The sequence below is a fragment of the Paenibacillus sp. MAH-35 genome (assembly GCF_058135425.1).
Window position 1 is genome coordinate 159,030 of the sequence record NZ_JBYUPU010000001.1, and the last position, 26,765, is coordinate 185,794.

The window sequence follows — 26,765 nt, forward strand, 5'->3', positions numbered from 1 at the left end:
TCCAAGCGTAGAGCTGGAACAGGGAACGGCTGCGTTTTTGGATTTATGAAGCGTCGCCATCTCCAGCCGGCCCTTCGTGTTTCGGGCATCTGCCCGAATATTTCCGCATCAGCTCCGCCGTCTGCAGGTCGCCTTCCGTTCCCCGCTCCTCCAATCCGCCGCATACCCGTTCGAACCGCTCCTCGTTCAAATGTTGGCCGAAGGCGAATTTGGCGGTAAACGAATCCGCCGCCAGCCGCAGGACAGCCACGCCGCGAATTCGCGGCAAGTAATCCGGATCGGCCGGATCGATCGGCTCGTAGCCGCCTTCGGGCTGCAGCTTGCGCATCAGCGCCCCGAGCACCTCGGCTTTCTCCTCGACGCTTTCTACAAGCTCCGCCTGTCCCCGGATCAGGACGGATTTGAAATAGGCGGTCGCCGGGCAGGCCAGTTTCGGATCGCTGAAGTAGGAAGGGACGATGGCGTATTCTTTGCTGACGGAAAACGCCACTTTGCCGCTCGTCCGGATCATCTCCATCTTGTGCCCCGCCTTGCTGCCGTGCAAATAGACCTGATTGCGGTGATAGACGTAGTTGATCGGTACGGCATACGGCCACTCCTCGCCCTGCATCGCCAGCGTTCCGTAACTCATCTCACTCATAAACCGGTTAATCTCTTCCTCGGACGTCATCTCGTACGCGGTTCTTCGGATTGTGCTCATACGGTCGGGCCCCTTCCATTTTTTCTTATCATAAACAAAAGATTGACAACAGAAAAGCGCCAATTATGATAGAAATCAATAGACCATTGAAACGTTGGCTGCCGGATTTGTGACTTTGTTGGCGGATTCGGCTGTGAACTAAAGCCGCGGAAGGGTTGATTTTGCGCATCGGCGGTTTTTGAGGCGGATAGGCCAATTGAAGGGGAGGAGTACATATGACCGATTTTCATCTGCCATTAAATCTATATTTGGAGCGGTATCCGCTAAAATACTCTGCTTTGTATCATGCGTTAAGGGATGCGATCGCATCTGGCCGGCTGGAGTATGGCATGAAGCTGCCGTCGAGCCGGGAGCTCGGCGGGTTGTACGGGCTGTCCCGCGGCGTAGTCAGCCAGGTGTACGAGATGCTGGCGGCGGAGGGGTACGTCGTGTCCGGAGTCGGCCGGGGGACGTTCGTCGCTTACCGGCATGACCATCAGCCGGGGGGCGGAGCGAACGTGCAAACCGAATTCGAGCTGTCCGCGTGGGGGCGGCGGATGTCCGGGCTGCCGCTGCGCCAGCCTGCTTCCGGGACGGCCGGCGACATTCGCTTCATGATCGGATACAGCGACCGGAGTCATTTCCCCAAGCAGGCTTGGAACCGGACGTTGTACGCCCAGGTGAGGGGGATGAACGATTCATATTACGGCGACGGATTCGCCTCGCAAGGGCATCTGGCGCTGCGGGAGGCGATATGCCGCCACCTGCTCCGGACGCGCGGTATCGAAGCGGTGCCCTCGTCCATCGCGATCGTTAACGGATCGATGCAGGCGATCGCGCTGCTCGCCCAGCTGCTGATCGACACCGGAGACCCGGTCGTCACGGAAAGTCCGTGTTATTCCGGCATCTTGTCCGCGATCCGGGCGGCCGGAGGCGAAGCGGTAGCCGCCTGCATCGACCGGCATGGACTCGTTCCGGACGACTGGGAGGCCAAGCTCATCTTCGTCACGCCGAGCCGGCAGTTCCCGACGGGAGCGGTGCTCAGTCTGGAGCGGCGACAGCAGCTGCTCGCCTGGGCGTCCCGGCGGGGAGCGGTCGTCGTCGAGGACGATTACGACAGCGAGTTCCGTCACCTGGGCAGGCCGATCGAGCCGCTTAAGCTGCTTGACCGCGAAGACCGGGTCGTATATATCGGCACCTTCTCGCTGACGATGATGCACCATTTCCGGATCGGCTATGCGGTGCTGCCGGCGGCGCTCCGGGAGCCTTTCCTGCGCGCCCGTCAGCTGTTCGAGCCGCATCCGACCGCGATCCTCGAGCAGCGGGCGCTCGCCTCGTTTATGAACGGTGGCGAGTATGAACGCCATTTGCGCCGGATGGGGCGGTTATACAGCCGCAAATTCGAGCTGCTTCAAAGTTTGCTGAAGGACACGGAGGAGCTGGCCGAATTGTTCGAGCCGGTGGCCTCCGACGCGGGGCTGCACCTGTTTGCCTTGTGGAAGCGATCTGCTGACGAGTATGGCCGATTCCGCCAGTTCTGTCACGATTCCGGCGTCACTTGGACGGACGGCACCGGCTATTACCTGGAACGTCCGGTCCCGTCCGCCTGTTTTGGCTTCGCCCATTTGGAGGAAACCGAAATCAAGGAAGGCATCTCCCGGATGGCGGCAGCTGCCGCTCGTCTGCAGCTCGTATCGCACGATTCGGCAGCGGGGAAGGATTATTCGGATTGATTCCATGCTCGAAGCGGCAATGAAGGGCATACGGGAAGTTTGGCGGACGACTTGACGGCCCGGCTGGGGGGAGGGAGCGTAAGCCGCAATAGAAGGAGTCGCTTGGCGAGGCTATTGCCGGCCATGCCGTTCGGTCGGTTTGGTTAATTCCAGCGTCGTGCCGTCGCCTTGAAGCAGGCCAAGCCCGACGGAAGTTTCGATGCTGCTCCTGCGGGAAGGATCGACCTGCGCCTCATCGCCTTCCGGCAGCGCACCTTGGCCCTGCACGCGAGCTCCGGTCGCCTGCACGAAAATCCACAGCAGTTCCTGGATTTGAATCTATCGTAAGGTCGTCCGGTTTGGCGGCACAACAAAAACATCCCGGACCGCTTTCAAGAAGAAAGCGTCGGGATGCAGGGCGGTGAAGACTCCGTCTTCCGGAGCCTCGATTCGGTTGTTGTTCCGCTGTCGTATGCAAGCGGACGCATGTCCATGCGCAGGCTATTTGCCGATTAGCGTGCCCAGCGATTCGCCCATCTTCACTTTGCTGCCGACGGCAAGGTCGGATCGCGGTACGAAGATGTCGTTCTCGGTTAACAGGACGACGGTCGAGCCGAACTCGAAATAGGCCAGATCGCCGCCACGCTCCAGCTTGTCCGGAAGCGGTTCCGCATAGCGGATGCTGCTTACGTTGAGAGCGCCTACCTTAACGACGGCAATCTCTCCGCACTCGTGATCGATATACGTAATCAGCCGCTCGTTCCGGCTTAACACCCGTTTCATCTCACGAAGACCGAAATCGTTGACCGGGTACACTTTTCCTTTGACATGCTCCTTCTCCACAATCGTCCCGGTAACGGGGGAGTGAATCCGGTGATAGTCGGTCGGGCTTAAATACAGCACAAAAAAGAAACCGTTCCGGTAGTTTAACGTTCTGGGGGAACGGTTGAGCAGTTCATCCACGGTATAGTCCTGGCCTTTGACGTTCAGCATCGTGCCCGATTGAATCGATCCCATGCCGGTTATAAGCGCATCCACGGGGCTCAGCAGCGCGTCGGCCCGTTCGGCGAGCGGGCGAAGGCCCGGTTTTAGGCGCCGGGTAAAAAAGTCGTTAAGCGACCGGTATTCCCCGATCGTCTTCTCCGCATCCTCGATCGGGATGCCGTAGGATTTGGCGAATTGCGGAATAAAGTACCGGCTTGCCTTGGACTTTGCAAAAGCGCCGGTCATGCGGGACACCCACTTGCGTGAGGAGAGTTCAGTTAATAGTCGAAATAACGGTTTCATTCAGTTCGTCCACCTGTTCCGTTCCCCGTCGTTAAGCGGTCCCGGTGCCGAAGCGGGAAAGCGTTCGGCCGCGCCGCCGGGGGCAATCATACCTTAGTTTGACACAGAAACGAACGAAGCGCAACAAGTGCGGTCCCCATGCAGGCGAATCCCGGTCTCAGCCGTTCCGGCGTAAGCCGAAAGACGACCCGGAGGGAGCGGTCTGATCAGCCGCCTGATGCGATATTCTGACGCTCGTTTTTGTTGCTGCGCTTATATTCCTGGCAGGACAGACAGGTAGCGGTATTCGTATGTACCGGGATGGAGCAGCCGGAATACTTGACGCATTGTATCGGCGTTTTGTCTTCGGGATCCAAGGAGATTTGCACACAGAAGCGGCACCCGGAAATTAATTCGTGCGTGACGTTCAGCATCGTCTGCTTCAGCTTGACGATTTCTTTCATATTGTTGCGACTCCTTTGTCGACGTATCGGACCCATGGACACTCCTGCAAATAAACCGGATCGTACAGGCTTAGTCCTATCGTATCATACCAAAATGATTATTGTCACTATTTCCCAAATGATCCAGCGCGTTTATTCGAGGTCGGCCGGTCTTTGGAGCATGCGTTCCCGGATCTCCCTCCCGGTGGCGGCAATCGCTTCGTCCAGCGGGGTCGTGGAACCGTTGAACGGATGTTTCGCGCTGAACGTATGATCGCCTCCAGCTATGTGAATCCAAGGGACCGACGGAGCGGCCGATACGAGCTTCTCCGATCCGGCCCACAAGCTGCGGAAATCGTCCGTGCCTTGAATGAGCACGAGCGGTACTTGCAACTGGGAGATGCGGGCGATCAGATCGAACCGGTCGCGGTTGCGCTCCAGATCGTCCGCGATGATCTTCTCAAGCGGCATGCGCTGCTTCGTGCGCGCATTGTCAATGTAGGCGATGCCGTCCTCGCGCATCGCGCGCAGCGCGGGCTCGCCGAATATCGCGGGGAACGACGTCGAGCCGTTCCAGGAGACGACCCCGTCGACCAGCGCCGGTTCATCCAGCGCCAGCACGATCGACTCGCCGCCGCCGCGGCTGTGGCCTACGAGTACGACCCGTTCCGCCACCGGCTGTCTGCCCGCCACCGGCAGCTTGCCTTCGCGAACGAGGACGACGACATCTTTTAAATCTTCCAGATCGCCGGTAAACGTTTGCTTTCCGAATTTGTCCAGCTCGTCGAAATCGGTTAGCGACGCCCCGACTCCGTTGCGGGACAGATTAAAGCGTATTACATCAAACGACTCGGCGAGCCGCCCGGCCGCATAGGGGAACATCCCCCAGTCCTTGAACCCTTTGAAGCCGTGCACCAAAATAACGGTCGCTTGCGGGTTCGGGCGCAAGGCCGGGTGGAAATCCCCGCGGATGATCCGCTCCGGTCCTTGCTCATATTGAAACGTAATCGAACTCATAGTCAGGTCCTCCAATTCCATACGTAATCGGATACAGCTTTGGGAATCGATGCGCGCGAATAAGCGGTCACATTCCCATGCGAACTAACGGATCAAAACGGTTATCGATAAAGCGCGCCCGGGGTGTTGAAAGTGGTTTGCTTTCATTGAAGCATTGCATCGAAGCTATGTCAATTTGACCGGCTTGAAAAGATCGGTTCGTTACAAGTATTCGCAGCACTTGCCGGGAAAGGGGATATTGACAACAACATAAATCGTGTTAAGATAAGTGTGTCACTAGGGGAGCCCGGCAGGGCTGAGATTGGATGTGCGCACATCCTAGACCCTTCGAACCTGATCTGGATGATGCCAGCGTAGGGAAGTGGGACACCTGACCGTTCGAACCGATCGTTCCGATCGATCCTTCATTCGAATGCCAGTCCACCTCTAGGGGGTGGACTTTTTTGCGTCCAACGGGTCCCGGCGATTGCCCGGATTAGGAGCGAGGCTGCCCGCCGCATGCCGGCAGGCGGCAAAGAGACATCAATAGGAGAAAGGGAGAGGATACCAGTGTCTAACGTATTGCAAAGCTCCAAAGGATTAAAGCTGACCGACATTCTGGTCACAGTCGTCATTGCGATCGTCTTCGGCGTCATCTTCCGGGTATGGGGATCGGTGTACGACCTCGTCAAAATTTTCGGCTTGCAGGCCGAACAGCTCGCGTACGGCATGTGGTTTATTGCGGCTACCGTAGCGTTTCTGATTATACGCAAGCCCGGAGTCGCGCTGCTCGGCGAAGTATCGGCCGCCGTATTCGCGATGCTGATCGGTTCGCAGTACAGCGTAGAGTCGCTCACTTACGGACTTGCGCAAGGGATCGGCGCGGAGCTCGTATTCGCCTTGTTCGGCTACCGCTCGTATTCGCTGGCCGTGGCCTGTCTGGCCGGAATCGGAGCGGGCCTGGGCTCGCTGGGAATGGACTGGTACAAAGGTTATCTGATCGAACTGCAAGGCTGGAACTTGACGCTGTACTTCGTGTTCCGCTTCATCAGCTGTATCGTCATTACGGGCGGCGTCGCCTATTATCTGGTCAAAGCGCTCGACGCAACCGGCGTTACCCGGATCGTACGTCCGGTAACCGAAGCAGACCGGCGCTCGCTGCACGATTAATTTTAGTATCGGAGTGATTCTGCATGAACGCTGCGGCGGGAGTTGAACGGCTAAGGCTTAAATTTCCCGGCGCGCCGGCGCTGACGTTCCGGGACTTGTCGTTTGAGGTGAAGCGCGGGGAAAAGGTGCTGCTGCTCGGACCTAGCGGATGCGGCAAATCGACGCTGCTGCAGGTGCTGTCCGGTTTAATCCCGCGGGCGGTGGACGTGCCGGTAACGGCAGAGCGGATCGTCGTACCGGAGCGGTGGGCGTTCGTTTTTCAAGATCCGGATACGCAGTTTTGCATGCCCTTTGTCGATGAGGAGCTTGCCTTCGTCCTGGAAAATCTGCTCGTTCCGCGCGAAGAGATGAAGCAGCGGATGGGCGTGCTGCTCAGTCAGGTCGGATTGGAGCTTGAGGAGCTGCATACCCCGATAGCGGCGCTGTCCCAAGGGATGAAGCAGCGGCTCGCGATCGCAAGCGCGCTGGCGCTTGAGCCCGACGTGCTCTTCGTCGACGAGCCGACCGCGCTGCTCGATCCGGAAGGGACGAAGCAAGTATGGGAGACGATCCGCAAGGCGGGAGAAGGGAAAACGGTCATCATCGTCGAGCATAAGATCGACGAGATCGTCGATTATATCGATCGCGTCGTCCTGTTCGGCAAATCGGGGGAGATTACGGCGGACGGCCCGGCGGCGGATCTATTCGCCAATTACGGTCATCGCCTCGCTGAAGACGGAATCTGGTACCCCGGCGTCTGGGACAACTATATCCGCAGCGGCCGTTATGCGCCGTGGACCGGTGAGCCGGCAGCGGCTTCGGCCGGACCGCTCATCCGACTCGACCGGTTCGAGGTATGGCGCGGCAAGAAGCAGAAGCAGTACGTGGAATCGGCGGAAGTGTCCGCTGGCGAATGGATCGCCGTAACCGGTCCGAACGGGGCGGGCAAAAGCACGCTGCTTCTCGGCTTGATGGGGCTTCTTCAGACGGCCGGCGGATACGAGCTGAACGGCAGGCCGGCGGAGCAGACACGCGGGTTGTCGGCCGAGATCGCCTTCGTGTTTCAAAATCCCGAGTTTCAATTCGTCACCAACTCGGTTTATGACGAGGTCGCCTTCTCGCTCCGGCAGGAGAAGCGGCCGGAAGCCGAGGTGGAGGCGAAAACGTCCGCGCTGCTGGCGGACTTTGATCTGACGCAGCGGAAGGACAATCATCCGTTCCAACTGTCGCTCGGGCAGAAACGCCGCCTCAGCGTCGCCTCGGCGATCGTGAAGGAGCAGCGCATCCTGCTGCTGGACGAACCGACTTTCGGTCAGGATGCGAAAAATACGTTCGCATTGCTGGAACGGCTGGAAGCATGGCGCAGACAAGGGACCGCGATTGTGATGGTGACGCATGATCCGGATATTGTGAGCCTGTTCGCAACCCGGATCTGGGAAGTTCGCGACGGACGGCTGGAGCACGATCTGCGCGGGCCGCGGCAGCTCGCGGAGGCGGCAGAATCGGCAGAGCCGGCACCGGCAGAGGCGCTTCCGGAGAAGGAATCGGAACTCGTTCAGAGAGGAGGGAGCCGCTAACCGTGAATATCGAGTTTTCTTACCGGGAAACGTGGCTCCACCGGGTGAACCCGTCTCTCAAACTGTTGTTTTGCCTGACCTTGTTCATGTTCGTCCTGTTTACGCACAACCCGAGCGTGATGCTGAACGTTACGGCCGTTACGCTGCTTGGCTACGTCGCGGCAAGCGGCCATCCGTGGAAACGAATGGCGCTGTTCTCTCTGCCTGCCCTGCTGCTGTTCGTATCGTCGACGACGTCGATGATGTTTTACGGCAAGGGGGAAACGAACTGGTGGGACTTCGGGCTGATCCATATTACGAAGGAAAGCTTCTTCCGGGGCGTCCAGATCGGCCTCAAATCGCTGTGCTTCGCCTTCGTCGGACTGCTGTTCGCGCTTACGACGCGGCCCGTATTCTTGTTTTACTCGCTGATGCAGCAGTGCAAAGTACCGCCCAAATACGCCTATAGCTTCATGGCCGCGATGCGGCTGCTGCCGATCATGTTCGAGGAGTTTCAGACGCTTCGTCACGCGCTGGCGGTCCGGGGCGTCGGCCGGGAGAAGGGGCTGAAGGGACTGTACCGGAAAATGAAAGCTTATTCGGTTCCGATGCTGGCCCAAAGCATCCGGCGCGCCCAGCGGATCGCCGTCGCGATGGAGGCGAAGCGGTTTGCCGGAAACGGCCGCCGGACGTATTACTATGTAGTCGGCTTCGGCGCCGTGGACTTGTTCTTCGTCGCGGCGGCCGCCGCTTTATGCGCTGCGGCTTATGCCGCGGGAATTTTGTTTCCGTACGTCGATATTACGGATGTAAGATAGAGAAGGAGGAGAATCTTATGTTGTTTTCCAAACGTCTGAGAGAAGCCGCGGATGCAAGCTGGCAAGCCAGCTTTACCCATCCGTTCATAACGGGGATTGCCGATGGCAGCCTGCCGCTTGACCGGTTCAAGCATTATATGATGAACGACGCCTATTATTTGGCTTGCTACGCGCAAGTGCAGGCGCTCGGAGCGGCGAAGGCGCCGGACCTGCATACGTCGAGCCGGATGGCCGTCCACGTTCAGGGCACCTACGGCGCGGAGTTGTCGATGCATGAGAAATTTTCAGGCATGCTCGGCATTACCGACGAAGAGCGGGCGGCGTTCCAGCCTGCGCCGACGGCGTACGCCTATACGTCGCACTTGCTGCGTGCCGCTTATACGGGCCATTTCGGAGATATTATGGCGGCGATCCTGCCTTGCTACTGGCTGTACTACGAGATTGGCGAAAGACTGCAGGGCGCGACACCCGAGGAGCCGATCTATCGCGAATGGATTGCCGCATACGGCGGCGACTGGTTCCGCGATCTCGTGCAGGAGCAGGTCGACCGGCTCGACCGGATCGCCGAAGGCGTGACGGAAGCCGACCGTGCGCGGATGGAGCGGCAGTTCCTGATCAGCAGCCAGTACGAGTACCAGTTCTGGGACATGGCTTACCGCAAGGAAGCGTGGCCGGTTTAATCAAACATACGATGAATGTGACAGACAGCCGAATTGGATTCGGCTGTTTTTTTGATCTGCCAGAAGTTTAGGTTCTTTACCGTGCTAAAGGGAAGGGGGTTTCTTACTTGGCGCTAGTGAACGTATACTCGGGTTCGATGACTAACGAATCGTATCGATCGCGTTTATGGCTGAAAAACGACGTTATTCCAGTCGTAACGAATCCGGGCATCGTTATCGAACCGAAATTGGAAAAAAACGATCCGATTTGCGGGGAATTACCCTACAAGAGTTCGTTGCAAATTCAAACGTCCGCATTCGGCTCTGATAACAAATGCCGGAATCGTTAGCCATACCACCCACATGAAGACAACACGACTGCTTTTAGCGGACGGCTTTTCTTAATAACAGGAAATGATGCTGCTGAATTTGTCGGGCGTGGGGGAAGGAGATGGGCGCAGCTACGTGTAATATTGGAACGTATAGGAGAGGGGGCCGCGTATGATCGTAGCGAGAGCGCTGGAAAACGAGCTCTATTTTTTTGAATATTTGTCCACCCGGGATGAGATGTCCGAATCCGCATATTACTTTCATACTCACCAAGGGATCGAAATCTTGTATGTGTATGAAGGCAGCGGCCAAGTCATTCTTGACGATCGCTTTTATGCCGTCCATCCCCGTACTTTGCTTATTTTTAAACCGTTCCAGCTCCATTACATCCGCATGGACGTACCGCCGAAATATACGTGCTCGCTCATTAAAGTGAAGCCGATCTTCATGGAGCAATGCGCGTCCGTTTTCCCCCAGTGTCACGACCTGATCTCCGGTTTTTTGAACGACGCCGGGAGCAGTCAAATATTCGGGTTAAACGAAGCCCAGCACGCCCAGCTCCACGAAAAGTTTCGCAACTTGAACGAAATCTTGCAGACGTCCGGCAGCCGCCAGCTTCATGAAGAGGCCGTTATTTTGTTTCTGTTCACCTTTTTCGTTAACCTGGTCACAACCGTTATGCCGAATGCCGAGGCGGGCAAACCGGTCAAGCCGATGCGTACGACGCAGCACATCGGCGGCATCTTGAAATGGATCGATGCCCACTACAAGGAGCGGTATACGTTGGACCGGCTGGCGGAGGAGCTGCATTTTTCGGTGAGCTATATGTCGAAGCTGTTTCGCCGGCAAACCGGGAAGAGCATTCACGAATATATAACGGAAAAAAGACTGGACCAGGCGCGTCTGCTGCTGCACACCCCGAAGTCTGTCGAAGCGATCAGCGAAGAGACGGGTTTTCACTCGCCGTCTCATTTTATTCGGACCTTTAAAGCCAAATACGGGGTTCCCCCGCATCAATACAGACTGGGTGCATCTAAGCGGTACATCCCGCCGGAATGAGCGGATTATGCAATTTTTAAACCGGTTTCTGCTACCGGGGGTGTTGTATGCTTGAGGAGCGACGACCTCCCGGGAATGCGGATTGCAGCGGGCGGGAATCGTGCGGCGGTTCGGCTTGGCGGATGCATTAGCGGTGAAGCATGAGGGAAACGACTAATCGTGTAATCGCATACACTTCAAAAACATCTTTTATTTGTAAAATTATTCGAGTGCCGCCTAGCCGAAAAAACGCCGGTGAAAACAACAAAATAGGGGAGATGTCGGATGAAAAAACAGGGGGCCGCGTTGTGCGCCATCCTTACTGCGGCCATGCTGGCCGGCTGCGGAGGAGGAAAGGCGGGGGACGCCGAAGGCGAGACGGCCCACAGCCCGGCCGATACGAAGCCGAAGGAGCCGGTGGAGCTGAAGCTCGTTCCTTATTGGCTTTCGATGAGCGATCGGGAATTCGAAGAACTGCTGTTTCAGCCTTTGAAGGCGAAATACCCGCACATTACGATGAAGCTCGATCGGACGGACCCGGCCCAATTGGCGGCTTCGGGGGAGTTTCCGGATCTGTTTTACGTCGCCAACGTCAGGTACAGCACATTCAAAGATTTGGACATTCCGTACGATATGAGCGCGATGATCAAAAACAAAGACCATCCGATCGATCTGAACGCGTTCTCCAAGCCGAATATCGACTGGATCATCGAACTCGGTTCCAAGGGAGAGCTGTACGGGGTGCCTTTCGATCTGAATCATTACGCTTTGTTTTACAACAAGGACATTTTCGACAAAAGAGGGGTTCCTTATCCGAAGGACGGGATGACCTGGGGAGAGCTGCTCGAGCTGTCGAGAAGACTTACGTTCATCGATGCAGGCGTCCAATACCGGGGCTTCGTGCCTCCGAATCCGAACGTATTCTCCGGTACGAAAACGATGCCCATCTACGACCCGTCGACTAAAAAGGCGCTGCTGAACCGGGACAACCACAAGTCGATCCTGGAGCTGATCAAGCCCTTTTATGAAATACCGGGCGTGGTGGTGAATAACGAGTTTCCGATCAAAGGCGCGGATTTCCTGAAAGACCGGACCGTAGCGATGATGGCGAACTGGCTGACGGACGTACCGAGCGCGATGCAGGCGGGCAACATTCAGATGAACTACGATATTGCAGGCATGCCGTCCTTCGAGGACCTGCCCGGCGTTACGATTCATCCCGGCGCCAAAATGATGGGAATATCCAAGACGAGCAAACATAAGGAAGATGCTTATCTGGCCATTCAGTTTTTCACTTCGCCCGAAGTGCAAAAGAAAATCAATCGGGGCGGGCGTTTGACCGCTCTGGCGGATGAAACGATCCGTAAAGATTTCGGTGCCGACATGGAAGTGCTGAAAGGCAAGAACATTCAAGGCGCGCTGGCGGTCAAACCGGCCAAAATGATTCCTCCGCATGAATACAATGCGATCATCGACGGGTTGTTCAACGGGACGGCGGCGGGACTCGCGACAGGGTCGAAAGATATCAATACGCTGCTGAGGGAAGCCCAGGAAGCCGCGGATAAAGCGATTGCCGAAGCGGAAGCGGCCAAGAAAAAATAAGAGGATGACCGGAGGCTCACGAATGGGCGATTCGCAAACGATTCCGACGTATTGGAAAAGCAGTCTGGAGCATGTGGAGCAAACGTTGTCCCTCGTCAAACGGGGACAGGTCGAGACGTTTGCCCGTTCGGCGGGCGGCAGGAACATCTATGCCGTCTCCTACGGGGAGAAGCAAAACTTCGGCAGAAAAGCGAACTACAACTCCGCTTGCGGGGTCGGCGATGTATCGGCTTATGCGCAGAAGGGCAGGAACCATAAACCCGTCATCTCGATCGTAGGGGGCGTTCACGGCGGAGAGCTGGAAGGCGTGGCGGCCGTCTTGAATCTGATCCGTTTGCTGGAAACCGGCTCCGATTGGGGCGGGAAGGAGAATGCGTATTTGTCTCGCTGTGCTGCCGAGCGGTTTCGGCTTGTGCTCATCCCGTGCATGAATCCCGACGGCCGGGCGCGCATTCCTTTCGATACGCTCGTAGGCATGCCTTTCGCCGACATGCGTTATTACGTCCAAGGTACTTGGAAGGATGGCACGCTGTGCGGCTGGCCGGGGTGCAAGGCGGTGCATCCGATCGCGGACGCGGTAGATTTTCTCGGCGGATATTTTAACGATGAAGGCATTAATATGATGCACGACAATTTTTTCTCGCCGATGGCGGAAGAAACGAAACGGCTGATGGAGCTGATCGACCGGGAAGCGGCAGACGCGACCGTGCTTCTTCACGGCGGCTCCAACTCGGTCAACCATATTTTGCCGACCACTTACGTTCCGCCTTTGATCGAGAAGAAACAAAACCGTCTGGTCGATCTGCTGGCTGAAGCATACCGGGCGAAAGGAATTCCGTTCAAAGCGATCCATGGACGGGGAATCGGGGAGGAGGCCGGCGCTCCGCCTTCGTTTAATCTGACTTCGGCGCTGCACCACGTCAGCGGCGGATTGTCGATGACGTTCGAGTCGAACATGGGGCTTGACGCTCCCGGCCCCAGATACACGTACGAAGAGATGCTGCAGGGACATTATATTTTGTTTGAAGAGCTGCTGCGATTTATGGAGAAGGAGTGTCCGTTATATTCGTGATAGAGGTATTGTACGGGGGAGCGGATATTTGCTGACTTGATGCATAGTTTTCTAACTCATGACTTCAGTCATGAGTTAGAAAACATCGGATAGGGCGTGGCTTATGCCACGTTAACTATCCGATACATGTTTAGGTGACTATTACAACAATCCCTTTAATGTCAAGGTTTCTATAGGTGAACAACACTGACATATGTTATCCTGTAATCAGAGGTGATTATGTGTCAGAAATAAAGCGTGGTCGTGGTTACGTCTATGCCATTCAGTAGCAATTATGCTCCTGCTGTAGCTATAAGCACAAAGATGTAAAAGATTTGAAGTTGCGTGAATGGGACTGCCCGGAATGTGGAGCGCATCACGACCGAGACTTTAACGCAAGCCTGAATATTCTTGCCGAAGGCAAAAGACTTCTTGCTGTGTAATCCTTACACGAACTGTCGGAACGACAGGGTTAGCTTGGTGAACTTCTCTTCGTTAGAAGGGACTACCCAAGAATCTCGTGTCTTTAGTCATGAGAGGTTCAAGAAAAGTAGAATCTGATTGGATCGCCGACCGAACATTTTTGATCCCGCACGTATCCCACCCGGCGCTTCTGTCCATGCTGAATGCAAAAGCGGCAAGGAGTGTGGGATGGGAAATGAAACTGTTAATCGTCATCGGGATGCTGGTCGTACCGGTACTATTCGTATGGCTCCGGCGGATCTCCGGCTTGTTGAAGGCGCTTCTCGATGCGCTTGCACTCGTGAGCGCCTTTGGCTTCGGCCTCTTGTCCGCGTTTGCGGTTCAAGATATCCGGGCGCACGGAACGGTATATGCGACGGAGGTGCACCACGTGTTCGAAAACTGGGCGTTTCTTCTATTCGGCAGCTATCTGGGGCTGTATTTGCTGTACCTTTTGCTGTGGAGTACGATGACGGCTTACAGACGTACAGATAGCTGATGGCAGCTGTGAAATAGGGGGTGGCCATTGCGCCGGTAGCGTCGGTCGACCGCATAAGAGCGATTTAGAGATTTAGAGCTCTTATTCGAGCGTTATACCCCCTTGTGAGCGAAATAAGAGCGATTTGAGACCCTTAATTTCGGCAGGCAGCCCTGTTTTTCGGGTTTGACACTGTGATAAGAGCTTCAAATGAGGCTGTCGATTCATTATGGACAACCAAGTGGAAAGGGAAAAGATTACCTTCTGGCGAGTTTTGTCTGGAATCCCCTACCTTACAATCCTTATGAAATCAAGGGATTCCGGACAACCTGTCTGAGCAAAAGAAGGTAACTTTTCACTTGGAACGGCCTGCTAACACTTCTACACAATGAATCGACAGTCTCTCAAATCGCTCTTATTTTCGTAGGATTTCTTGTTTTTGCGAAAATATGGGGTGCAAACCGCTCTTAATGTCAGGTGTTGGGGGAGATTTCCTTTTTTACTGCAGTTGGCGGGGGAGGAGGGACGGGTTCGTTGGTCTGGAAGCAATTGTTCAGCAGCGCGGGCTCGGGAGTCCCGGCTTGAGATCCCCGGCCAGCAGAGTTACCCAGGATCGCCACCCCCAAGATTGCTAGCCTGAGCTCCACAGCTCGGCACAGCACTGGCGAGCATGGCTAACCCACGATCGTTGCGCACCGGCACGTCTTACGAAAAGTGACGGCGTACCGCGTCCAGAATATGGCGGTAATAGTCCGCCCCATGCGGTACGAAATCGTCGCAGGACAGCTGACGGCTGACTTCGCGGGGCCGCCCGTCCGCACCGGTCTCGACGCCGCTTGCCGCGATCGAATCGATCTCGCCCCCGAACAGGCGGGAGGCGTCGGCCGCGAGCACCTTCACAAGCCCCACAACCTCGTCCGGCTGCAGAGTATATGCTTCCAACGGCTGGCTGCAGCCGTACAGAAACGTATGGTAAAACTCGCGGTCGATCAAATCCCGGTAGCGGATCTCGACCGGAATCGTCCCGATCGGGATCAACTCGTCGAAGCGGACCCGAAGACCGAGCTCCTCTTCCAGCTCCCGCACGCCGTCCTCTACCGTTTCACCGGCCAGCAGATGTCCCGCGCTCGTAATGTCGTATTTATCCGGATGCGTATCTTTGCCGGGATGGCGTTTCTGGAGCAGGAGACAGGGACCTTCGCTGCTCGGGGTGACGATCCAGCAGTGGAACGTCTGGTGCCAGTATCCGTTCTTATGCGTGTCTGCACGCGTGGCGGTGCCGATGATGTTCATCTGTTCGTCGAAAATATCGAATCGTTCGTGGTTCATAGTCTCATCCCCTCGTTCTATCGTTCTTCCTGGACCGCATCCCCCCATTATAGCACGAAACTCCCCTTGACCAGATTCCGGTACTGAATCGGCGTGACGCCTTCGGCTTTTTTGAACTTGCGGATAAAGTTTGTCGAATCGACGTAGCCGACCTCTCCCATAATGTCCTTGAGCGTCATTTCGGTCGATTTGATCAGCTCCTTGGCCCGCTCCATCCGGATGGAATCGATATACCGCATTAGCGGACAGCCGGTCTGGTCTTTGAAGAAACGGGTTGCGTACGAAGGAGACAAGCCGAACCGTCCCGCGATCGTCTCCAGGTTGAGTGTCTGGTCCGCGTAATGCAGCTCGATGTAAGCCTTCATGCTGTCCAGCAGCACCACGTTTTTGCTTTCCTTCTGGCCCATGATGCAGCCACATACTTGGAGGCAGATGCGGACGACGAGCTGTTCCAGCTCCTCGATCGTCTCGAAGCGGGGAACGAACAGCTGCTCCAGCGTCTCACCGAGATCGTCGTCGATTTCGATTTCCAGCTCGATCAGCGTCTTCATAATGTTGTTGACGATATCGAAACAGATGCATTCCGCCGCCTCCAGCGACACGTTCGTCTCTACGATATGGCTGAACGCATCGCGCACCGCCTGTTCCAAGCTGCAGCCGTCGCCCTGACGGATCGCTTTGACCAGCTGGTCGATCCGTTCTACGGGATACGCATATTCCCCGGACTGGCGCGGCTCGATCTCGCGAAACGAGATCACCTGATCCCCGCCCTTCACGAACCGGTACCGGGCCGCATGGCTCGCTTCCACGTACGACTTCGGAACCGACGCCAGATCGCTGTAGATGCCGCCGATGCCGACGGTGACGGTGAGCCGGTAATATTGCCGGAAAAACGCTTTGGCCTGATCCGCCAGCTGCCGCAGCGCCTCCGGATCGTCAAAGCCTTCGTTGAGATTAAGCAAAAACACGATGCTCCGGCCGTCGATGCTTTCCGCCCCGAACCCGGTCCCGACCTCGCAGGCGAGCTCCTCGACCACCTTCATCAAGCTGTAGGCGAGCACTTCCTGCATTTTCTCGGAATTTTGGCAACGAAATGAATTATAGTCGTCGATCATGAACAGCAGCACCGCATAGTAAGGTTTGTCGAGCCGCAGATTGGAAAACTGCAGCATGTCGTCCACTTCCGCCACCGATCGGAGCTTCCCTTTGATCAGGGTGAGCAGAACCTGTTCCCGAAGCGCGCTTCCATGACTGCGCAGCCGGTGCAGCAAGCTTTCCTTCTCCTTGGCCATCGAGCCGATCGCTCTCGATATGTAGTCGATCTCGTCACGTCTTCCCCCCAACGGCTCGGTTTTATGCTGGCTGGATACGATGCCGGCCAGCCGTTTTAACGGCTTGTAGTGCCTCATGGAGAAGCCGAAGGCGATCAGGACGCCGGTAAGAAATACGATCGTTACCGTCAGGTTGAAAATGCCGCGCGTTTCGTTAACCTTGCTCATCCATTGATCGGTCGGCAGGGCGGCAACGTAGGTCCAGTCGCGGTTATCCGATTTGAGCGTCAGCACGGAGAACTTCCGCCCCTGGGCGGTCATGCCGGTGATCGCTTCGCGGTCCGGCGTGCTGCGAATCTGGGTGAGCAGCTCCCGTCCGACCGGGCTGCGACCGCCGTTTTCCTGACTGAACAGCACCTCGCCCTCCCGGTTCAGCACAAATAACAAGCCGTCGGATTCGCTGAGCACCCCCTGGGCGGCCTGAACCCAAGCGTCCTCCCGAATTAGAAACAGTGCGGTCCCGTAAGGAACTTCCGCATTCAGCGGAATCGGGACGAGATACGTGGCGAATTTCGCGTTATGCAGACGGTTGATCATCACTTCTTCCGTCGGCCGCAACAGCGGAGCCGAGAGCTTGTCGGCCGTCCGGATGAATTCGTCCTTGCTCCAATCAGAATAAGTGTAAAACGTATCGAAAAACATCCCGAGATCGTACGTTCCGCTGGAGGCGTACAGCCTGGATATGCCCGGAACTTTATAATACAAAACGACATCGGTAATAAACAGGTTCGTCGAAGCATACTGCCTGAGCTGCGTAATCGCTTGCAGCGTTCCGTATCCGCCGTCCGAGGCTACGAACGGCGTTAATTGCGGATTGGACGAAATTTGCGAAGCCATCCGGTTCATCTCACGGATGCGCAGGTCCACGGCGTCCCGGAACTGGGACAACGAGGAGACGGTCGAATGCTCGACCTCCTGGCGCAGCGTCTCGAAAAAGTTCTGATACACGACACCGCTGACGGCTACCAGGAGGAGGATGACAAGCAGGATGTAGGAGAATAAATAGTTGTAAAACCGGTGACTTCGGATCATATCGCTAGAGCCCCCTTTCGGATCATAGACGGAAGCTTGGGCATCCTGGTGCGGCCACAAGTAGAAACCATAGCCGAAGGAGACCCCCATTTTTTCAAAATGAAGAGTCTCCCGAGTGGGTAAGCCCGGTCTGCAGCGTACGGAACAGCCGATGAAAATGATCGAGACGGGTTAAACCGTCCGACTATTTCTTATACCGCTCATAAGCAGCTCCGTATATTTGCATAAATTCGTCCAGCCGCATCTTGTTCAGCGTCGCCACATATGTGTCCCATTCGGCGAACGTCGATTTGCCGGATACGAACTTGGCCAGCATCTCGTTCACATAGCTGTTAATGTCGGCGGTCAAAGCGGACATCCGCTGGTTTTCCTCCGCGGTAAAGGTAAAGTTCGGCCATAGCTCCTTCGGCATATATTTCGCAAACCGTTCCGCCGCTTCGACCGATTCCGGCAAGCTTTCCGCCCCTTTGAAAAATTGCTGCCGCACGATATTCGGATAACCGCCGCCCGGCCAGACGACGTATTTGACGAGCGCCTGCTCGAACGTAAGGCCGTTCGGATTCGCCGTAATCTCCTTCGTATACTGGAGCTCGCCGGAAGCCGTTTTCTCGTACGATTTGCCTTCGAAGCCCATAAAGAACATTTTGCTGCCTTCTTCGCCGTACAAATAGTCCATCCAGCGGACGGTCGCTTCCGGATGTTTGTTTTTATCCGTAATGACGAACGCTCCTGGCGCCGCAAGCGGCGAGCCGACGGCCGTATACACCTGATCGCCGTGGGGCCCTTTCAGCGCGCTGGCTCCGAAATATCCCGGCTGGTTCATCAGGGTGTAGGGGCTTGTGGTCACGACCACGCCGTAAAGTCCTTTCGCGCCGGTAGCGTAAAACTGGTTCGCCTGCACGGTGAAAATATCGTTGTTGATCAGTCCTTCGGCGTACAGCTTGTTCAAATATTGAAGCAGCTCCTTGTACTTCGGATCGGTCGGGATAAAGCGCAGCTTGTTTGTCTGCGGATCGATGTCGACGTTGGCGTGACGCGCTCCCTTGTTGCCGAGTCCCCAGGCGCCCTTGAAGTACGTGACCAGCGAAGCCAGGCTGGAGCCGGCAAGCGGAATTTCGTCGGCCTGCCCGTTGCCGTTCGGGTCTTTCTCCTTGAACGCCTTCAGCATCTCGTAAAACTGCTCCGTCGTCTGAGGCTCGGGGATGTTCAGCTTGTCGAGCCACTCCTTGCGCAGCCACGTCTTGCCGCCTCCGAGCACCGAGGTGAATTTCGGATCGTAAACGGTCGGGAACGAATAAATGTTGCCGTCCGGCATCGTTAGCCCTTTGCGTACTTCCGGGTATTCGTCCAATATTTTTTTCAGATTGGGGGCGTGCTTGTCGATCAGATCGTTCAGCTTGACGAATACGCCCTGCGAGCCGTATTTGAGCAGATCCGGGGCCGGAATCGCCGCGGTGAATAAAGCGTCGGGGTAGTCCCCGCCGGCCAGCATAATATTGCGTTTTTCCGCCATATTTTCACTCGGGACCATCTCCCATTGCACTTGGACGTTCGTCATTTTTGCGTATTCGGTCCACAGCATCGTTTCATTCCAGTTGGGGGCGGTAGTCGGCGCTTTGCCCGCGATCATCTTCAGGTTGATCTTTTCGGAGACGATCGGCATCCCCGCAGCGTTAAAAATGGCTTGCGGAAGCTTCGCTCTGCTGTCAGCGCCCTCTTCTTTGCCGCCGGAGCATGCGGACAGGGCGGACACGGCGGCGACGGCCAGCGAGAGCGAGGCGGGAACCCACTTTTTCGTTTTCATTGGTTATGAACCTCCTTTGATCTGTTCCAACGTTTCTTAACCCTTCACAGCCCCGATCACCAGCCCTTTGACGAAATACCGCTGAAGGAACGGGTACAGCATCAGCATCGGCAAGTTGGCGACGATGACGACGGCGTATTTGATCGATTCGGCTTCCATGATGCTTTTGGCGAGCGATTCTTCGCTGGATTGCACCATGTCGCTCATATTGCTCTGGATCAGGATCTCCCGCAGCACGAGCTGCAGCGGATAACGCTCCCGGTCGGTGATGTAGATCAGCGCGCTGAAGTAGGAGTTCCAATGTGCCACGCTGTAGAATAGCGTCATGACGGCGAGAATCGGCAGCGACAGCGGCAGTACGATCGATACGAGCGTCTTCACGTTCGAGCAGCCGTCCATCTGGGCGGACTCCTGAATTTCGCCGGGGATGCTTTGCTGGAAAAACGTGCGCATGATGATGATGTTCCACACGGCTACCGCATTCGGAACGATCAGCGCCCACATCGTATTGACCATGCCGAGGCTTTTCACCAGCAAGTAAGTCGGGATCAGGCCGCCGCTGAAAAACATCGTAAAAACGAACAGGGCGGTAAAAACTCCCCGGCCGATCAGATCTTTGCGGGACAGCGGGTAAGCGGCCAGAATCGTCAAAACGACGTTCACGCAAGTTCCGACGATCGTGTACAGCAGCGTGTTGGCATAACCGGTCAGGATGTCGCTGTTCTGAAACACTTTCTCGTATCCCCGGATCGTTATATCTTTCGGAAGCAGCCAGATTTCTCCGTTCACGACTTTCGCCGGGTCGCTGATCGAGGCGCTAAGCACGAACAGCAGCGGATAGAGGACCGCAAGGAGCACGAGCGCCAGCAGCGCATAAACGATAAAGCCGAACAGCTTGTCGCCGAACGTTTGTTTTACCATAAGCTCGTCTCTCCCGCTTTCTTGGCTATGTAGTTGACCGTAATCAGCATGACGAAGTTCACGAGCGAATTAAACAGGCCGACGGCGGCCGAGAAGCTGTACTGGGCTTCAAGGATGCCGCTCCGGTACACGTAAGTCGAGATGATGTCCGAGCTTTCCATGTTCAGGCTGTTTTGCAGCAGATACACCTTCTCGAAGCCGACGGCGAGTATCGATCCCGCGTTCAGGATCAGCAGGATGACGATCGTAGGCCGGATGCCCGGCAAATTAATATGCCAGATTCGCTGCAGGCGGGTCGCACCGTCGACTTTGGCCGCTTCGTGCTGCTGCGGGTCGATGCCAGTCAGAGCCGCCAAGTAAATAATCGAGCTCCAGCCCATCTGCTGCCATACGCCGGAGAAAACATAAACGGACTTGAACCATTCCGGCTCCGTCAGGAAGGCGACCGGCTCTCCGCCGAACCACCCGATCAACTGATTCACGATGCCGCTGCGCGGCGACAAAAAGATGATCAGCATCCCGACAAGGACGACGGTGGAAAGAAAATGCGGTGCGTAGGTCACGGTTTGGACGAGCTTTTTGAACCGGTTCGAGCTTACCTCGTTAATGAGCAGCGCCAGTATGATCGGAACGGGGAAGCCGACGACGAGCTCGTACAAGCCGATGCCCAGCGTGTTGACGATCAGGCGCCAGAAATAGTAGCTGTTGAAAAAACGCTCGAAATGGTCGAAGCCGACCCACGGACTTCCCCCGATTCCTTTGGAAGCGATAAAATCTTTGAAGGCGATCTGTACGCCGTACATCGGGATGTAGTGGAAAATGATGTAATAAGCGATAACGGGTACGAGCAGGGCGTACAAATCCCAATTTTTCCGAAAAGACCGGAAAAGCGGCGATCGTCGCCCCCGGACCGGTTGCGCCGGAGCATCTGCCGGCATAGCCGAATTCATGTCCATTCACCATCCTTTCAAGAACGTCAGGCTGTTTTATCGTTCGATGTCTCAAGGGTCCCGGGCCCCTGTGCAAACCACCTTATAATAAAACGCTTACACCGTAAATCGGCAGTTTTTTTAGGCATCTGCAGAAATTTACGTTACCGCTAAAACAGGCGGATGGATATGGTAAGATAGGAGGATGAGAGGACCAGGATTTGGTTGGGGAGAAAGGGGACGGGGGATGAACGAGCGGGAGCGGACGGTGGAGCAGTTGGGGGATTGGCGGGCGGACCGGTCGGAGAACAAACCGGAAGTCAAGCTGGATGACAAACCCGAGGGCATACCGGAGCACGAACCAAAGGACACACGGAAAGACGAACTAAGGGACGAACCGGAGAACAAACCGGGGCACCAGCCGGATAGAGACTTGGCCGACGTTCCGGCGATTCTGGAGCTGATGCCGGAAGGGGCGGAGATCGGGACGGGACTTGCGCTGCGGGATCGCAGCGGCAGGCTGCTGTTTTTCGTAGCCGGGTCGAGACACCGGATGGAGGGAGGCGAACGTTTTTTTGCCGGTATTGGCGGTCATCTGGAGCCCGGGGAGTCGCTGACGGAATGCGCGGAGCGAGAAGCCCGCGAGGAGATCGGGGCCGAAGTGGAGCTGCGTCATGCGGAGCGCACGTTCCGGGTATCGTCTGCGGGTGTCGTGTCGGAGATCGCCGTCTCCGATCGTCCCGCTCCTTATGTCTGGTACGAGATGATTCATCCGCCGGGAAGCCCGCGCGAAGGCCGCCGCTACCAGATCGTGATCTATAGGGCAATTCTGGCCGGGCCGCTTTCCGAGCTGAAGGAGGACGAGGTGTGCGGAGTGATTGCGATGACGGATCAGCAGGTGGCCGAAGCGTCCGGGCGCAAGCCGACCTTGCGGGAGCTGATCGGCGAGGGGGCCGGGCTGGTGGCGGCGCTGCCGGGGCTCGAGCCGGAGACGAGGCTGTTTCCGATCGGGACGGCGGCAGCCTTGTCGTTTATCTTCCAAGCCGTCGGGAACGATGAACGGATGCTGCCGTGAAGGCGGCTACGCGACTTGGGCAGAGGGGGAGATTGATGATGACAGAGGAAGGCGGCGAGACGCTCCAGACGATCGGAAGAAAGCTCCGGGAGCGGCCGGGAGGGACCGGAATCGCGATGATCGCAGCGATGGATCGCAACCGGGTTATCGGCGTGAACAACACGATCCCGTGGAGGCTTCCAGCCGAGCAGCAATATTTCAAGCGGGTGACGATGGGGCACACGGTCGTATCGGGCCGGCTGAATTATGAGGATATGAAACGACCACTGCCGGGGAGAAGGAACGTGATTCTGACGCGGGACAAAGATTATGCGGCTCCGGGCTGCGAGATTGCGGGATCGGCGGAGGACGTGCTGGAGCGTTATGCGGGAGACTCCCCGCTGTTTATTATAGGCGGGGAACAAATATACCGGTTGTTTATGCCGGTAGCGGATATGTTGTATGTAACGGTTATCGATGCGGAGTTTGAAGGAGATGCCTATTTTCCCGAATTCCATGCATCGGAATGGACCGAGGTGTCGCGGCAAGAAGTGAAGGCGGACGAGTATAACAGCTTCGGCTATACATACTTGGTATACAAAAGACGGACGTCCGGTTAAGGGAGCCGGTAGCGCACCCACCAGAAGCACGAAGACACTTGCACCTGCAGCTCGGTTGCACGCGGGGTGAACAAGCCGATGAGATCGTCTGCCCGGTAGCAGTTTTTTATTATTTCATGCCTGGTGCCACCGGACAGCGTTCTCAGCTTGTACGTGTCTTCCTCGCTTTCGCGTTGGAACAACTCGCCACCGGCCTCTTCGACGTAACTATGGTCGGCCATGAATACGACAGCCCCGGGATCAAGCCGGGCGTGGAAGCCGTCCAAAAAGTCGTTCAGCCGGGATTTGGGAACATGGGACAGCCAGAAGGCAGCCAGGCCTGCGTTGAAAGGGCCGGGTACTTTCCCGAGCGCAAAGGCGTCGGCGCGGATAAAGCGGACTTTGTCCGGCGATAAGTCTCTGGCGATGGCGATATCCAGCGATTCCATCGTCATGTCGGTAGCCGTCACCCGTCTGGCCGCCGCGGCTGCGCGCTCCGTCCAGTAACCGGCGCCGCAGGCGATCTCCAGCACATCGCACCCGTTCAGGGCGCTTTGCATGCAGCGTTCCAACTCGACCAGTTCGCTTCGGCAAGCGGGATCGTCGTGATGATATGCGCTTTCGTGCTCGCGTGCCCGCCTGCTGTAATAGAACTGCATCGTCTTCCCCCTAGCGGTATCGGAATGGGCTGCGGTCCGGCCCCTGTGAGCAGCGGCCGCCGTCCGCAGGCGATCATCATCCTAGTATTCAATTCAATATAATCGTACCTAAATTAGGTTCGGGGAGTCCGGCGGATTTCCTCCATCTCCTTGCGCATTTTTTCCCGGTAACGCATCTCTGCCCGGATGGAATAGGCGAATCCGATTATACCGAGGATCAGAATCGTCACAATGACGGGAGTATTGTAAGCGGCGATCACGTAATTTACACCTCCTTTCATCCTAATCAATATTTTCCATTGCATATATTTCAAATTATAACCTATGTCTTGAATAATCTTCAATAGTGTGTTGAAGAAAATTTAAATCTTTTATACTGAAAGTCGAGGTGATAAGTAATGACTTTCGGTGCGAGATTGAAAAGCGCCAGAAACAGCAAGCGGCTCACCCAGCAGCAAGTGGCTGACAGTCTCGGCCTTAATTTTACGACGATATCCAAGTACGAAAACGATAAATCCCAGCCCGATAACGAAATTCTGCATCAGATGTCCATTCTGTACAATGTCTCGATCGATTGGCTGCTTACAGGGGAAACGGGCGGCGGATCGGCCTCCGGACCGGGTAAGGCGAAAGTATACTTCGACGGCGAAGTGGAAGAGCTGACAGAAGAGGAAGCCCAGCACGTGCGGGATTCGCTCGAGATGTTTCGCCTGCTCAAGGAGAAGCGGGCCAAGTACGACAGCAGCCGGAAGCCGGACGGCGGTCATACGGACGACGACAGAGCGGACGATGAGAACGACTGAAAAGCAATGACTGAAAAGCAACAACTGAAAAACAACAACTGAACAACAACAACTGAACAACAACAACTGAACAACAACAACTGAACAACAACAACTGAACAACAACGGCTACCAACGACTAACCCTTATAATTAACGATAAATAACGAAGAAAACAAACAAAGCGAATATTCCAACAAGTGTCGGATGACAAGGGAACGTCCCGATATCCAAACGAAAGGACCTCAGGCTTCCACGGTAACGTGGGGGCGGAGGTCCTTTTTCTATAGGATCATCGGTTTCGAGCAGGACATGAATAATAATCGCAAAATGACTTCGGGGAAAGCCCTTGTCTCTGCATGACCCGGGCGGTATTCCATCATGCGGCGGCCTCCGGCAGGACGAAGCGAAACGGGGATGATCCCGATCCGCCCGCTCATCTGGCGCACGAATAGTAGATGCTCTCGTATGCCTGCGCTTCCTGCTCCATTGTAGGGATCGGGTCGTTTCTCAGGTTCGCCTTGAACGTGTTCAGCAAGGCCGGGTTCCTAAGCAGCGTCCGGATCTGCGAAGCGAGGTGGGCCGCGTCGCCGAGCCGGAACGTATAGCCGTTCACCCCGTCCTTCACTTTCTCCGCCATGCCGCCGGCATTCGAGACGAGAGCCGGGACGTTGAACGACAACGCCTCGTACAGCACCAGCGGATAGTTTTCGTACCAGACCGACGGAACGATCGCCACATCGGCATTTTGATAAATGCCCGGAATTTCGTCTTCGGTATAAAGACCGCACAGCTCCACACGGCGGTCTTTGGCCGCTTCGAGCCGCAGCCTTTCCGTATAAGCGGCCGGTCCGGAGCCGTAGATTTTCAGCTTAAGCTTTTTGGACGGGACGAGGGCCATCGCCTCGAGCAGGAGATGAACGCCTTTGTGATCGTTCAGCGAGCCTCCGTAAAAAAACGTCAAAGCGTCGCCGCGCTTGTAAGTTTTATTGTTTCCGAGTGCCGGATCACGATGGATGCCGTGGTTCAATACTTCCACCTTCAGGTCCGGCAGCGAATATTTCATCATCGAGGCGAGAAAGGCCGACGGGGACAAAATTTTACGGGCGGCTTGCAGCAGAGGAATATGCGTGGCGAACCGCTGCTCGGCGCCCGGAATCTGGCAATGCTGAAGGCAGGCGGCGCCTTGCTCCGGGCCTGCGCACAGGTTGCGGCTTGTATGCAGCATAATCCCTTTCGGACACAGAAACCAGAAGTCCGTTAGGGTGATCACGTAAGGCACGCCGAGCCGCAAGCTTGCCTGGATGAACTCCATCGCGCGCATAGGATGCCCGATATGGAGAAGATCCGGCTGCTCCTCGGTGATAAGTTCATCCGCGAAGGAAGCGAGATCGGGATGTCCGATCCCGAACGATCGGGCCGGGTCCAGGCTCTTGTGCCGATAGGCGACCACCGGCACTCCTTCGTAGTCGTATTCCCGGTAGACGACCTCGCCGTGCGTGTGAGGAAACGTATCCGGCTCGCCTCCGCTGTAGGTCGCGATTTTAACGCGATGACCGCCGCCAAGCATCGACTTGGCCATCGTCAGGACGAATTTCTCGGTGCCGGTGTACGCTTCGGGATAAAACTGATGGACCAGGTACAAAATATTCAGCTTTTTCCCGGGAGTTCCGGGAGAGGCGGAGGCCGGATCGTAACGGGAAACCTCCGGGAGCTCCAGGCTCGGCACGTGAATGGCGGGGCGGGTTTCCCGCATCCGGATCGGGGAGAGACGGCTTCGCCGTTTGGCGGGCAGACGATCACGCTTGAAGCGGTGCTGCCCTTTCGCTGCGATCCGGCGCTTGCGCGCAAGCGATTTCTTTCTGCTTCCGCTTGCTGCTCCCGCTTTTCTTGCATGAATGCGGCCCGTTTTATGGGACCGGAGACGCTTGAATCGGGGAGTTGGTGACGAAACTGGCTTTTTTCGTTTTTTTGGCGGCAATCGGAGAACCTCCCTGCACCGTTTTACGATCCCATCAGGCATATGTCGTATAGAGGTTGTTCAAAAAGCCCACTTTTGATCACGAAGCAGATACAGGAAGCCTGCT

General features: G+C 56.2%; 25 protein-coding genes, 1 pseudogene and 1 riboswitch. Of the genes and pseudogenes, 13 read left to right on the plus strand and 13 right to left on the minus strand.

Annotation, left to right across the window (positions count from 1 at the left end):
• Positions 1 to 43 precede the first annotated feature (43 nt).
• Positions 44 to 700: a pyridoxamine 5'-phosphate oxidase family protein gene (locus tag AC3Y2E_RS00590; protein WP_379206063.1), complete on the minus strand. Its 657-nt coding sequence runs from the start codon at positions 698 to 700 to the stop codon at positions 44 to 46.
• Between the two features lie 215 nt (positions 701 to 915).
• On the opposite strand from AC3Y2E_RS00590, the gene pdxR reads away from it, so the two are divergent.
• On the plus strand, positions 916 to 2,412 hold the full coding sequence (gene pdxR, locus AC3Y2E_RS00595) for a MocR-like pyridoxine biosynthesis transcription factor PdxR (RefSeq protein ID WP_379206065.1): 1,497 nt from the start codon (positions 916 to 918) through the stop codon (positions 2,410 to 2,412).
• A gap of 111 nt (positions 2,413 to 2,523) precedes the next feature.
• On the opposite strand, the gene AC3Y2E_RS00600 is transcribed toward pdxR, so the two are convergent.
• The 4 genes from AC3Y2E_RS00600 to AC3Y2E_RS00615 form a co-directional block, all read right to left on the minus strand.
• A complete protein-coding gene (locus AC3Y2E_RS00600; RefSeq protein WP_379206066.1) occupies positions 2,524 to 2,679 on the minus strand; it encodes a hypothetical protein in 156 nt (51 codons plus the stop codon).
• 213 nt (positions 2,680 to 2,892) lie between these two features.
• Positions 2,893 to 3,678, minus strand: coding sequence for an archaetidylserine decarboxylase (gene asd, locus AC3Y2E_RS00605; protein WP_379206068.1), 786 nt, complete (start codon positions 3,676 to 3,678; stop codon positions 2,893 to 2,895).
• A 206-nt stretch (positions 3,679 to 3,884) separates the two neighbouring features.
• On the minus strand, positions 3,885 to 4,121 hold the full coding sequence (locus tag AC3Y2E_RS00610; RefSeq protein ID WP_379206070.1) for a hypothetical protein: 237 nt from the start codon (positions 4,119 to 4,121) through the stop codon (positions 3,885 to 3,887).
• Positions 4,122 to 4,253: 132 nt separating this feature from the next.
• Positions 4,254 to 5,117 carry an alpha/beta hydrolase family protein gene (locus AC3Y2E_RS00615; protein WP_379206072.1) on the minus strand — a complete coding sequence of 288 codons (864 nt, stop codon included), beginning with the start codon at positions 5,115 to 5,117 and terminating at the stop codon, positions 4,254 to 4,256.
• Between the two features lie 268 nt (positions 5,118 to 5,385).
• A riboswitch (TPP riboswitch) is annotated at positions 5,386 to 5,494 on the plus strand.
• A gap of 172 nt (positions 5,495 to 5,666) precedes the next feature.
• Here AC3Y2E_RS00615 and AC3Y2E_RS00620 point away from each other — a divergent pair.
• From AC3Y2E_RS00620 to AC3Y2E_RS00660, 9 genes and pseudogenes are all read left to right on the plus strand, one after another.
• Positions 5,667 to 6,266, plus strand: coding sequence for an ECF transporter S component (locus AC3Y2E_RS00620; RefSeq protein WP_379206074.1), 600 nt, complete (start codon positions 5,667 to 5,669; stop codon positions 6,264 to 6,266).
• 23 nt (positions 6,267 to 6,289) lie between these two features.
• Complete coding sequence (locus AC3Y2E_RS00625) at positions 6,290 to 7,822, plus strand: ABC transporter ATP-binding protein (protein WP_379206076.1); 1,533 nt, start codon at positions 6,290 to 6,292, stop codon at positions 7,820 to 7,822.
• A gap of 2 nt (positions 7,823 to 7,824) precedes the next feature.
• Complete coding sequence (locus AC3Y2E_RS00630) at positions 7,825 to 8,619, plus strand: energy-coupling factor transporter transmembrane component T family protein (protein ID WP_379206078.1); 795 nt, start codon at positions 7,825 to 7,827, stop codon at positions 8,617 to 8,619.
• A 17-nt stretch (positions 8,620 to 8,636) separates the two neighbouring features.
• Positions 8,637 to 9,299 carry a thiaminase II gene (gene tenA, locus AC3Y2E_RS00635; protein ID WP_379206081.1) on the plus strand — a complete coding sequence of 221 codons (663 nt, stop codon included), beginning with the start codon at positions 8,637 to 8,639 and terminating at the stop codon, positions 9,297 to 9,299.
• A 480-nt stretch (positions 9,300 to 9,779) separates the two neighbouring features.
• Positions 9,780 to 10,667 (plus strand): helix-turn-helix domain-containing protein, encoded by an 888-nt coding sequence (locus AC3Y2E_RS00640; protein WP_379206083.1) that lies wholly within the window; start codon positions 9,780 to 9,782, stop codon positions 10,665 to 10,667.
• Positions 10,668 to 10,931: 264 nt separating this feature from the next.
• Positions 10,932 to 12,248 carry an ABC transporter substrate-binding protein gene (locus tag AC3Y2E_RS00645; protein WP_379206085.1) on the plus strand — a complete coding sequence of 439 codons (1,317 nt, stop codon included), beginning with the start codon at positions 10,932 to 10,934 and terminating at the stop codon, positions 12,246 to 12,248.
• Positions 12,249 to 12,270: 22 nt separating this feature from the next.
• On the plus strand, positions 12,271 to 13,320 hold the full coding sequence (locus tag AC3Y2E_RS00650) for a M14 family zinc carboxypeptidase (protein WP_379206087.1): 1,050 nt from the start codon (positions 12,271 to 12,273) through the stop codon (positions 13,318 to 13,320).
• Positions 13,321 to 13,589: 269 nt separating this feature from the next.
• Positions 13,590 to 13,742: pseudogene (locus tag AC3Y2E_RS00655) on the plus strand (zinc ribbon domain-containing protein); the annotation flags it as partial.
• Between the two features lie 215 nt (positions 13,743 to 13,957).
• Positions 13,958 to 14,260 (plus strand): transposase, encoded by a 303-nt coding sequence (locus tag AC3Y2E_RS00660; RefSeq protein WP_379206089.1) that lies wholly within the window; start codon positions 13,958 to 13,960, stop codon positions 14,258 to 14,260.
• A gap of 684 nt (positions 14,261 to 14,944) precedes the next feature.
• On the opposite strand, the gene AC3Y2E_RS00665 is transcribed toward AC3Y2E_RS00660, so the two are convergent.
• From AC3Y2E_RS00665 to AC3Y2E_RS00685, 5 genes are all read right to left on the minus strand, one after another.
• Positions 14,945 to 15,568 (minus strand): NUDIX hydrolase, encoded by a 624-nt coding sequence (locus AC3Y2E_RS00665; protein WP_379206091.1) that lies wholly within the window; start codon positions 15,566 to 15,568, stop codon positions 14,945 to 14,947.
• A 47-nt stretch (positions 15,569 to 15,615) separates the two neighbouring features.
• A complete protein-coding gene (locus tag AC3Y2E_RS00670) occupies positions 15,616 to 17,931 on the minus strand; it encodes a helix-turn-helix domain-containing protein (protein ID WP_379206093.1) in 2,316 nt (771 codons plus the stop codon).
• A 184-nt stretch (positions 17,932 to 18,115) separates the two neighbouring features.
• Positions 18,116 to 19,735 (minus strand): extracellular solute-binding protein, encoded by a 1,620-nt coding sequence (locus AC3Y2E_RS00675; protein ID WP_379206095.1) that lies wholly within the window; start codon positions 19,733 to 19,735, stop codon positions 18,116 to 18,118.
• 36 nt (positions 19,736 to 19,771) lie between these two features.
• Positions 19,772 to 20,656, minus strand: a complete 885-nt coding sequence (locus tag AC3Y2E_RS00680; RefSeq protein WP_379206097.1) for a carbohydrate ABC transporter permease — start codon at positions 20,654 to 20,656, stop codon at positions 19,772 to 19,774.
• Entirely contained in the window at positions 20,650 to 21,606 is a 957-nt protein-coding gene (locus AC3Y2E_RS00685; RefSeq protein WP_379206100.1) for an ABC transporter permease, read from the minus strand. Before AC3Y2E_RS00685 ends, AC3Y2E_RS00680 begins: the two co-directional genes overlap by 7 nt.
• Positions 21,607 to 21,790: 184 nt before the next feature.
• Between AC3Y2E_RS00685 and AC3Y2E_RS00690 the strand changes: the two genes are divergently transcribed.
• Positions 21,791 to 22,660: an NUDIX domain-containing protein gene (locus tag AC3Y2E_RS00690; RefSeq protein WP_379206102.1), complete on the plus strand. Its 870-nt coding sequence runs from the start codon at positions 21,791 to 21,793 to the stop codon at positions 22,658 to 22,660.
• A 35-nt stretch (positions 22,661 to 22,695) separates the two neighbouring features.
• On the plus strand, positions 22,696 to 23,259 hold the full coding sequence (locus AC3Y2E_RS00695) for a dihydrofolate reductase (RefSeq protein WP_379206104.1): 564 nt from the start codon (positions 22,696 to 22,698) through the stop codon (positions 23,257 to 23,259).
• On the opposite strand, the gene AC3Y2E_RS00700 is transcribed toward AC3Y2E_RS00695, so the two are convergent.
• Both AC3Y2E_RS00700 and AC3Y2E_RS00705 read right to left on the minus strand, forming a co-directional pair.
• Entirely contained in the window at positions 23,256 to 23,897 is a 642-nt protein-coding gene (locus AC3Y2E_RS00700; RefSeq protein ID WP_379206106.1) for a class I SAM-dependent methyltransferase, read from the minus strand. The genes AC3Y2E_RS00695 and AC3Y2E_RS00700 overlap by 4 nt on opposite strands.
• 113 nt (positions 23,898 to 24,010) lie before the next feature.
• Positions 24,011 to 24,157: a hypothetical protein gene (locus tag AC3Y2E_RS00705; protein ID WP_190924316.1), complete on the minus strand. Its 147-nt coding sequence runs from the start codon at positions 24,155 to 24,157 to the stop codon at positions 24,011 to 24,013.
• A 138-nt stretch (positions 24,158 to 24,295) separates the two neighbouring features.
• Between AC3Y2E_RS00705 and AC3Y2E_RS00710 the strand changes: the two genes are divergently transcribed.
• On the plus strand, positions 24,296 to 24,700 hold the full coding sequence (locus AC3Y2E_RS00710) for a helix-turn-helix domain-containing protein (RefSeq protein WP_379206108.1): 405 nt from the start codon (positions 24,296 to 24,298) through the stop codon (positions 24,698 to 24,700).
• Positions 24,701 to 25,114: 414 nt separating this feature from the next.
• On the opposite strand, the gene AC3Y2E_RS00715 is transcribed toward AC3Y2E_RS00710, so the two are convergent.
• Entirely contained in the window at positions 25,115 to 26,659 is a 1,545-nt protein-coding gene (locus AC3Y2E_RS00715; protein ID WP_379206111.1) for a glycosyltransferase family 4 protein, read from the minus strand.
• Between the last annotated feature and the right edge of the window lie 106 nt (positions 26,660 to 26,765).